At 62.7% G+C, this 7,922-nt stretch carries 7 protein-coding genes and 1 pseudogene; 6 read left to right on the forward strand and 2 right to left on the reverse strand.

The genetic code is table 11. The features are described 5' to 3' along the window. The 6 genes from WCA85_RS19180 to WCA85_RS19205 form a co-directional block, all read left to right on the forward strand. The coding region (locus WCA85_RS19180; protein ID WP_424066456.1) for an ankyrin repeat domain-containing protein at window positions 1–654 on the forward strand (654 nt) is incomplete at its 5' end. A 118-nt stretch (window positions 655–772) separates the two neighbouring features. Beyond that, window positions 773–1,129 carry a Rap1a/Tai family immunity protein gene (locus WCA85_RS19185; protein ID WP_424066457.1) on the forward strand — a complete coding sequence of 119 codons (357 nt, stop codon included), beginning with the start codon at window positions 773–775 and terminating at the stop codon, window positions 1,127–1,129. Between the two features lie 77 nt (window positions 1,130–1,206). After that, on the forward strand, window positions 1,207–2,529 hold the full coding sequence (locus WCA85_RS19190; protein WP_424066458.1) for a mechanosensitive ion channel family protein: 1,323 nt from the start codon (window positions 1,207–1,209) through the stop codon (window positions 2,527–2,529). A 68-nt stretch (window positions 2,530–2,597) separates the two neighbouring features. Continuing rightward, window positions 2,598–3,998: an alpha,alpha-trehalose-phosphate synthase (UDP-forming) gene (gene otsA, locus WCA85_RS19195; RefSeq protein ID WP_424066459.1), complete on the forward strand. Its 1,401-nt coding sequence runs from the start codon at window positions 2,598–2,600 to the stop codon at window positions 3,996–3,998. A gap of 46 nt (window positions 3,999–4,044) precedes the next feature. Continuing rightward, entirely contained in the window at window positions 4,045–5,211 is a 1,167-nt protein-coding gene (locus WCA85_RS19200; protein ID WP_424066460.1) for an AAA family ATPase, read from the forward strand. 265 nt (window positions 5,212–5,476) lie between these two features. Then, on the forward strand, window positions 5,477–6,547 hold the full coding sequence (locus tag WCA85_RS19205) for a glycosyltransferase family 4 protein (RefSeq protein ID WP_424066461.1): 1,071 nt from the start codon (window positions 5,477–5,479) through the stop codon (window positions 6,545–6,547). A 124-nt stretch (window positions 6,548–6,671) separates the two neighbouring features. Here WCA85_RS19205 and WCA85_RS19210 read toward each other — a convergent pair whose 3' ends face one another. Both WCA85_RS19210 and WCA85_RS19215 read right to left on the reverse strand, forming a co-directional pair. Further along, window positions 6,672–7,259, reverse strand: a complete 588-nt coding sequence (locus WCA85_RS19210) for a BPSL1445 family SYLF domain-containing lipoprotein (RefSeq protein ID WP_424066462.1) — start codon at window positions 7,257–7,259, stop codon at window positions 6,672–6,674. 409 nt (window positions 7,260–7,668) lie between these two features. After that, window positions 7,669–7,922 (reverse strand): annotated as a pseudogene (locus tag WCA85_RS19215) (hypothetical protein); the annotation flags it as partial.

A 7,922-nucleotide genomic window follows, 5' to 3' on the forward strand; every position in this document is an offset into this window, starting at 1 on the left:
GGCATGACCCGCCTCGCGCTGGCGGGCGGTTTCGCCTGCGCGGCGCTGGTTGCGCTGCCGGCTCAAGCCACGCCCGCGGACACGATGATCAAGGCCGTCAAGTTCGACGACATCAAGGAAGTGAACAAGCAACTCGCCAACGGCATGGACCCGAACATGACCGACGATCAGGGCATGCCGCTGCTGGTGCTCGCAGCGCGCGAGAAATCGGACAAGGTGGCCGAGGCGCTGGCCGCCAATCCGAAGGCGAACATCGGGATTCAGGACAAGGCTGGCGAAAACGCGATGATGCTAGCCGCATTAAACGGCGACCTGCCGATGGTGCAAATGCTCATTTCGAAGGACGCCGAAATCAACAAGAAGGGCTGGGCGCCGCTGCACTATGCGGCGGCCAATGGCCATGACGACATCGTCAAGTTGCTGCTGGATCACTCGGCCTATGTCGACGCCGGTTCGCCCAACGGCACCACGCCGCTGATGATGGCGGCGCGCGGCGGCCACGTGTCGACGGTGAAGCTGTTGCTCGACAACGGCGCGGACCTCAACGTGAAAAACCAGATCGGCATGAACGCGCTCGATTTCGCCAAGCAGTACAAGGAACCGGACGTCGTCGAAGGCCTGACGGCACGCATGCAGCAATCGCAGCAGAAGTAAGCCAGACGGTGTGCCTCGCACGCCGTAAAACAGTGCAGAATAGCGGTTGCGGCGCGCTTGGGGGCGCGCCGTTTCAATGCGGCATCAGACCGCTTCGATAACTACTGGAAGGATCACCATGCTGCGGGTTTTGATTTGCGCCAGCGCACTCGCCGTACCGCTATCGGCAGCCGCGTTCACGGCGGGCGACCTCAACAAGCTGTGCGAGAAAACAGATGTGGCGTCACGAAGTGCATGCGGGGCGTATATCGAAGGCGCGGCAGACGGCATCTACAACACCATTGACGCAATCGGCGGCACCACCGGTCCGCGGGTCGGCCAGTATTTCTGCCTGCCGCCCGACGCTCGCTCGCAACAACTGACGGACGCCGTGCGCAAGTACATCGCGGAAAATCCAAACGCCTCTGGCTATAACGCCAGCACGGCAATTTCATTGGGCCTCGGCAAAGCCTTTCCGTGTCGAAGCGGTGACTGACGTGAGTTGAAGCTGCGTTCGCCTGAACTCTCACGAGGTCTATCAGACCAACGCGATTCAGGAGGACAACGCTTTCCATGCCAAGCATCGACGAACTCACCCGGATCGCCCAGGCTCCGTTGCATAGCTGGCTCGGTGCATTGATCATCACGGCCATCATGCTGCTCGTGGTGGTCTTTGTGCATAGGGTCGGCGCGCGCGTCGTCAAACGGATCGCGCGGCCGTATCCGCTCACCAGCGTCATCCTGCGCTATATCGACAAGCCGGCGCTCTGCGTACTAGTGATCCTCACGCTGGAGTTCGTGTGGTGGCAGGCGCCGGATACGCTCGACTTCATCTCGCCATTACGCGACGTGGCGGCCATCGCGTTGATCGGTGCAATCACCTGGCTTTCGGTGCGCTCAGCGGCGGCAATCGGCGAAGCCATCATCCAGGCCCACCCGCTCGACACCGCCGACAACCTGCAAGCCCGACGCATCCACACTCAGGCGCGGGTATTGGCGCGCTCGGTGATGGTGGTGATCGTGATCGTCGGCATCGGCGGGGCGTTGATGACGTTCCCGAACGTGCGGCAGATCGGCGCGAGCCTGCTGGCGTCGGCGGGGGTGGCGGGTCTGGTCGCCGGGATCGCCGCGCGGCCCGTTCTGGGCAATCTGATTGCCGGTTTGCAGATCGCCTTGTCGCAACCCATTCGCCTCGACGACGTAGTCGTGATCCAGAGCGAGTGGGGGCGCATCGAGGAAATCACCGGCACTTATGTGTCGGTGCGATTGTGGGACCAACGCCGCCTGATCGTGCCGTTGCAATGGTTCATCGAAAATCCCTTCGCCAACTGGACGCGCAGCAGCTCCGAGATCATTGGCACGGTATTTCTCTATGTCGACTACCGTATGCCGCTTGCGCCGTTGCGCGAAGAACTGGCGCGCATCGTCGAAGACGCCCCTGAATGGGATCGGCGTGTGCAGGTGCTGCAGGTCACCGACGGCACCGAACGCTCGATGCAACTGCGTGCCCTCGTCAGTTCGGTGGACTCCGGTCTGAACTGGGATTTGCGCTGCAGGGTGCGCGAAGGGCTGCTGGCGTTTATTCAGACTCACTATCCGCAGTATTTGCCGCGCGCGCGTGCCGAAGTGTCGGCCGAACGGGAGACCGCCGAGGCCGGTCCGCTTGATCTGCTGCGTCCTCGCACGCAAGCGCCAGCAGGCAGTACAGTGGCCCATACCGAAGCCGATCCGGTGGCAAGCCGCGGCGTGTATCGGCCGGCAGCGGTGGATGCGCGCGGCGTCGGCGCTGCGAACACGCCCGGCGGTGCCAGGCAGCCCATTGATCCAGATCAAGCCCGCGAAGCGTTGGGACCCGACCGCGTTGCAACTGATCCGTCCCGCCACTTGTCGAACTAGCCAACTACCAGACGAACCAGGGTGGCGCGACAGTCTGTGCGCCATCCGCAGCGAGGAGGGCAACAGCGATGGGCCGACTGATCGTCGTGTCGAACCGGGTGGCAACCCCGACCGAAACTAAAGGATCGGCGGGCGGCCTTGCCGTTGGCGTATTCGGTGCGTTGAAGGACGCGGGAGGTGTGTGGTTTGGCTGGAGCGGCGACGTAGTTAGCGAAACCGTGGCCAACGCTGGCCCGACGCTCGAACAGGAGGGCGCCGTAACGTTCGCCACCGTTGGACTTACGCGTAAGGACTACGACCAGTACTACCGCGGCTTTTCGAACGCTACGCTATGGCCAGTGTTCCATTACCGCAACGACCTCGCGCGCTACGAGCGCGAGGAGTACGCGGGCTACCGGCGCGTCAACGCCTGGCTGGCGCATCGGCTCATCAAACTGCTCCAGCCAGACGACGTGATCTGGGTGCACGACTATCACCTGATTCCATTTGCCGAAGCGCTGCGTGCCGAAGGCGTCACGAACCGGATTGGCTTCTTCCTGCATATACCGTTTCCTGCCCCGCAGATCCTGCTCAACATTCCGCCGCATGAAGAACTGGTGAAGTCGCTGTGCTGCTACGACCTGCTGGGCTTCCAGACCACCACCGACGAACTCGCGTTCCACGACTACCTGGTGCGTCACGCGCGCGGCCGCCTGACGGGCAAGGGCGAAGCCGAAGCCTTCGGACGCAGATTGCGCACGGGTGTGTACCGCATCGGCGTGTTCCCGGACGAAATCGCCGAGCAGGCGCAGCGCTACGAAAGCCGTCAGCACGTGCTTGACCTGAAGCAGAGCCTGGAAGGCCGCAAGCTGATCATGAGCGTGGACCGGCTCGATTATTCGAAGGGTCTCGTCGAACGGCTCCGCGCCTTCGAACATTTGCTGGAACGCTCGCCCGAGTGGCGCGGCAATGTCACGCTGGTGCAGATTGCGCCGCCCACCCGCTCGGACGTCGCCACCTATCAGCAGATTCGCCAGGACCTCGAATATGAAGCAGGGCGCATCAACGGCCGCTATTCGGGCCTCGACTACACGCCAATCCGTTATCTGAACCAGCGCTATGACCGCTGGAAGCTGATGTCGCTGTTTCGCGAGTCGCAGATCGGTTTCGTCACGCCGTTGCACGACGGCATGAATCTCGTCGCCAAGGAGTACGTGGCCGCGCAAAATCCCAACGATCCCGGCGTGCTGGTGCTGTCGATCTTCGCTGGCGCGGCAGCCGAACTGAGCGGCGCTTTGCTGGTGAATCCGCATGATGCGGTGGGCATGTGCGAGGCCTTGCAGCGCGCACTGTCAATGCCGCTCGAAGCCCGCCAGCGCCGTCACGAAATCAATATGGAAGCGCTGCGCAAGAACGATCTCGGCGTATGGCGCGATTCGTTCCTGCACGACTTGCGCAGCGTGCCGGCGCGCACGGAAGGGACGTCGTGATGCGCGGGACGGTGTATGCCCTTTGGATGGCGTTCGGAGGGGCACGGTGCTGACAACACTTGCGATTGCTAACTATCGGTCGCTGCGCGAATTCATCGCGCCGCTTGGCCGCTTGAATATCGTCACGGGGCCGAACGGCAGCGGCAAGTCCAACGTGTATCGCGCGTTGCGGCTGCTGGCGGTGACAGCGCGCGGCGGTGTGATTCCGTCTCTCGCGCGTGAAGGCGGGCTACCCTCGACGCTGTGGGCCGGCCCCGAGCGTTTTTCGCGCGCCATGCTGGCGGGGGTGGTTCCGGTGCAGGGCACGCGGCGCGATGAACCGGTCAGTCTGCGGCTAGGCTTCGCAGGCGACGACTTCGGTTATGCCATCGACCTGGGCTTGCCACTCCTCAACAAGAACACGCAGTTCTCGCTCGACCCCGTTATCAAACGCGAGTGCATCTGGAACGGACCGCTATTGCGGCCGTCGGCGCTGCTGGTGGACCGGCAGGGCGCATCGATCCGCACGCGCGACGACCAGGGCGACTGGCAAACCATCGCGCAGCCGGTCGCGAGTTTCGACAGCATGATGACGGAGTTCTCCGACCCGCGCACCGCGCCGGAGATGATCGCGGTGCGCGAGACGATTCGCTCGTGGCGCTTCTACGACCATTTCCGCACCGATAGCGAGTCGCCCGTGCGCCTGCCGCAGATCGGCACCCACACACCTGTGTTGAGCGACGATGGCGCCGACCTCGCGGCGGCCTTGCAAACCATCCGCGAAATCGGCGACCCGAGCGCGCTCGATGCGGCCATTGACGATGCCTTCCCCGGCTCGCGGATCGACATCACCAATCTCGACGGCCGCTTTGAAGTCATGATGCATCAGCACGGGCTGCTCAGGCCGCTAAAGGGCGCGGAGCTCTCCGATGGCACGCTGCGCTATCTGTTGCTGGTGGCGGCTTTACTGACACCTCGGCCGCCCGCCTTGCTGGTGCTCAACGAACCGGAAACGAGCCTGCACCCGGATCTGCTGCCGGCGCTCGCACGCCTGATTGCGCGGGCGTCGGGGCATTCGCAGGTGCTGGTGGTGTCGCATGCGGCGCGCTTGATCGCGGCGCTCGAACGCGAGGGTGACAGTCAATCGATCGTGCTCGAAAAGGAGCTAGGCGCGACGCGCATTGTTGATGCAGACGCGCTGGACCTGCCCGCGTGGAAGTGGCCGTCACGTTGATCTGACTGACGTGATAACGCGCCCGGGCGCCGCTGATAGGACCTAAGCGATGTCCTGGCACAAGCCAGTTGTGGGTCGCGCCCCCGCCGTTTTGGCACGAAACGGATGTTTCCTGACTGTAACAGCGCAAAGCAATTGAAAGGTCAGGGGCCTTTCGACGGGTAATCCGCAATAATGAAATCTGGAAAAGCTGCGTAAGCTGATGGCCGCGGCTTTGCTGCGGGAGTCGAAGATTGGCCGGACGTCAGTTTCACGGAGACACACAATGAGAATTGCCCAGATCGCCCCCTTGACCGAATCGGTACCGCCCAAGCTGTACGGCGGGACGGAGCGCGTCGTCTCCTATATCACCGAGGCGCTGGTCGAACTCGGCCATGAGGTCACGCTGTTTGCGAGCGGCGACTCGGTCACGAGCGCCAAACTAGAGGCTGTCTGGCCGCGCGCGCTGCGGCTCGATCCTGGCATTCGCGACCGGATTGCCCCGCACATGCTGCTGATGGAACTCGTGCGCCGCCAGGCCGATGCGTTCGACGTCCTCCATTTCCACATGGACTACTACTCGTTCTCGGTCTTCAAACGCCAGGAGACGCCCTTCGTCACGACGCTGCATGGTCGGCTCGATCTGCCGGAGCAGCAGCCGGTGTTCGACACCTTCAATACGGCGCCGGTGATCTCCATTTCCAACTCGCAGCGTCAGCCGCTGCCGCAGGCACGCTGGCTGACTACTGTGTATCACGGCCTGCCGGAGCAACTCTATACGCCGCAGCCGGTCGAGCAAAAGTATCTCGCGTTCCTTGGCCGCATTTCGCCCGAAAAGCGCGTCGACACGGCCATCCGCATCGCCGGCAAGTGCGGTCTGCCAATCCGGATCGCGGCTAAAGTCGATGAGGCCGATCGCGAGTACTTCGAGCGCGATATCCGTCCGTTGCTTGACTTGCCGTACGTGGAATTCATCGGGGAGATCGCGGACGACCGGAAGGCCGAGTTTCTCTCAGGTGCCCACGCGCTGCTGTTTCCGATTGACTGGCCGGAGCCCTTCGGTCTTGTGATGATCGAGGCAATGGCTTGCGGGACCCCGGTGATCGCGTTCAATCGCGGCGCGGTCCCGGAAGTGGTGGAAGACGGCGTGACCGGCTTTATCGTCGAAGACGAGATTGGTGCGGTAGCCGCCGTGAACCGGCTGAATAAGGTGCCGCGCGCGGGCGTGCGCAAACGCTTCGAGGAACGCTTTACGTCGCACCGGATGGCGCAACAGTACGTGGATGCCTATCAGTCGGTGATTCGGGCGCAGAAGCGCGCGCGCTTCAAGGTGATCGATACGACCACGCCGCGCTGAGCCAAACCGGGCGGCGCATGAACAAACGGCGATGCATCGCGCATCGCCGTTTTCATTGGATTCGCGGATAAGCCCATGCCACCGGCTCGAACCCGACCGGCGGACACGGGATACCTGCCGTCCGTTAGATCTTCAGACGCGAGACCTTCGTACCGTTGATCGAAATATCGCCCATCAGGCCGGTGTTGGTCATCACAATCACCTCGACCGGAGCGGTGGCAGTGGTTGTATCGATCGCGCCATTGGCGCCTAGCTTGATAAGGGCGACCGAAGCGTCGCCGCCTGCCGACCAGCCGTCGGCATTGCGGAATTGGTCAAGCGCGTCCTGAGTCACGAACAGGAAAATGATTGCCTTCGACTGGGCACCGGCCTGCAGACCAAACGAACCCGAGATCGTGCTGTAGTAGCCGACCGTGCTGCCGCCCACGCGCAGCGAGCCTTCGCCATACTGCCCGCCCACGATGAAGCCCACCTGCAGCACCGACGGGAACACCAGCACCCCACGCGCCTTCGACACGAGCTCACGCGACCCTGGGACCGTCTGGAAGAGGCGCGACATCGTGCCGTCGACGCTTGCGTCGATCGACTGCCGCTTCGACATATCGGTCGCGGCGTTATCGGGCGTGCCAGACGTTGTAGAACAGCCAGCGAGTACGAGTCCTCCGAAAGCGAGCGCAGCGGTAGTCTTCAGCATGAAGTTTCGTCTTTGCATCGTTTTTCTCCATCATGGTTCCTGGGCGCAACCTCTCGTGTGCTTTGCCGGGTTGCCTGTTCAGTTATATCACACGCAGGGGCAAACAGCATGCTCGGGCAATTGCCCAAAACCCTTGTGGGGCGGGGCTTTGCGGCAAACTGCCAAACGCTGCCGAGTAACATTGACCGATCTCAAGGCATTCGCGAGCGCTCGCTGAACCCACGTGTCCTCAATCCTGCTGCGGCTGTCAGCGAGGTTTTTGACGAGCCGGGCAAGCCTCTTTCGCGGCGTCAATGGTGAGTTGTTTTTACCGATCGAGCCTTTTCACGGGTTGCGTGTAAGAAAGGCGAAAGAGTTGTGCCAAGGTGTCCGGATGTCGCGCACGCAACACCCATCTGGGTTGTGTGCGTACGGTGCACAATGCGGATCACTGGTTAGGCGTGCTTTTGACGGACGGCGGACGGCGCAGCGCGCGGCGGATACCGCCAATCAGCGCACCGATCAGGAACAAGGTGATAGCCGGCACGATCCAGTAGCCGACAAAGGCGTGCCACAGATAAGCAAAGAGCGTGGTGCGGCGCAGCGTGTATTCGTCGCGCGCTTCCTGCTGGCGGGGGGCATTGGCGCTGAGCACATCGGTCGGGCAGCCTGCGGCGCGCGCGTCATCGGGCTCGCCGTGGC

Origin of the sequence: Paraburkholderia sp., from assembly GCF_049581445.1 — a bacterium.
In the GTDB taxonomy this organism is placed as follows: domain Bacteria; phylum Pseudomonadota; class Gammaproteobacteria; order Burkholderiales; family Burkholderiaceae; genus Paraburkholderia.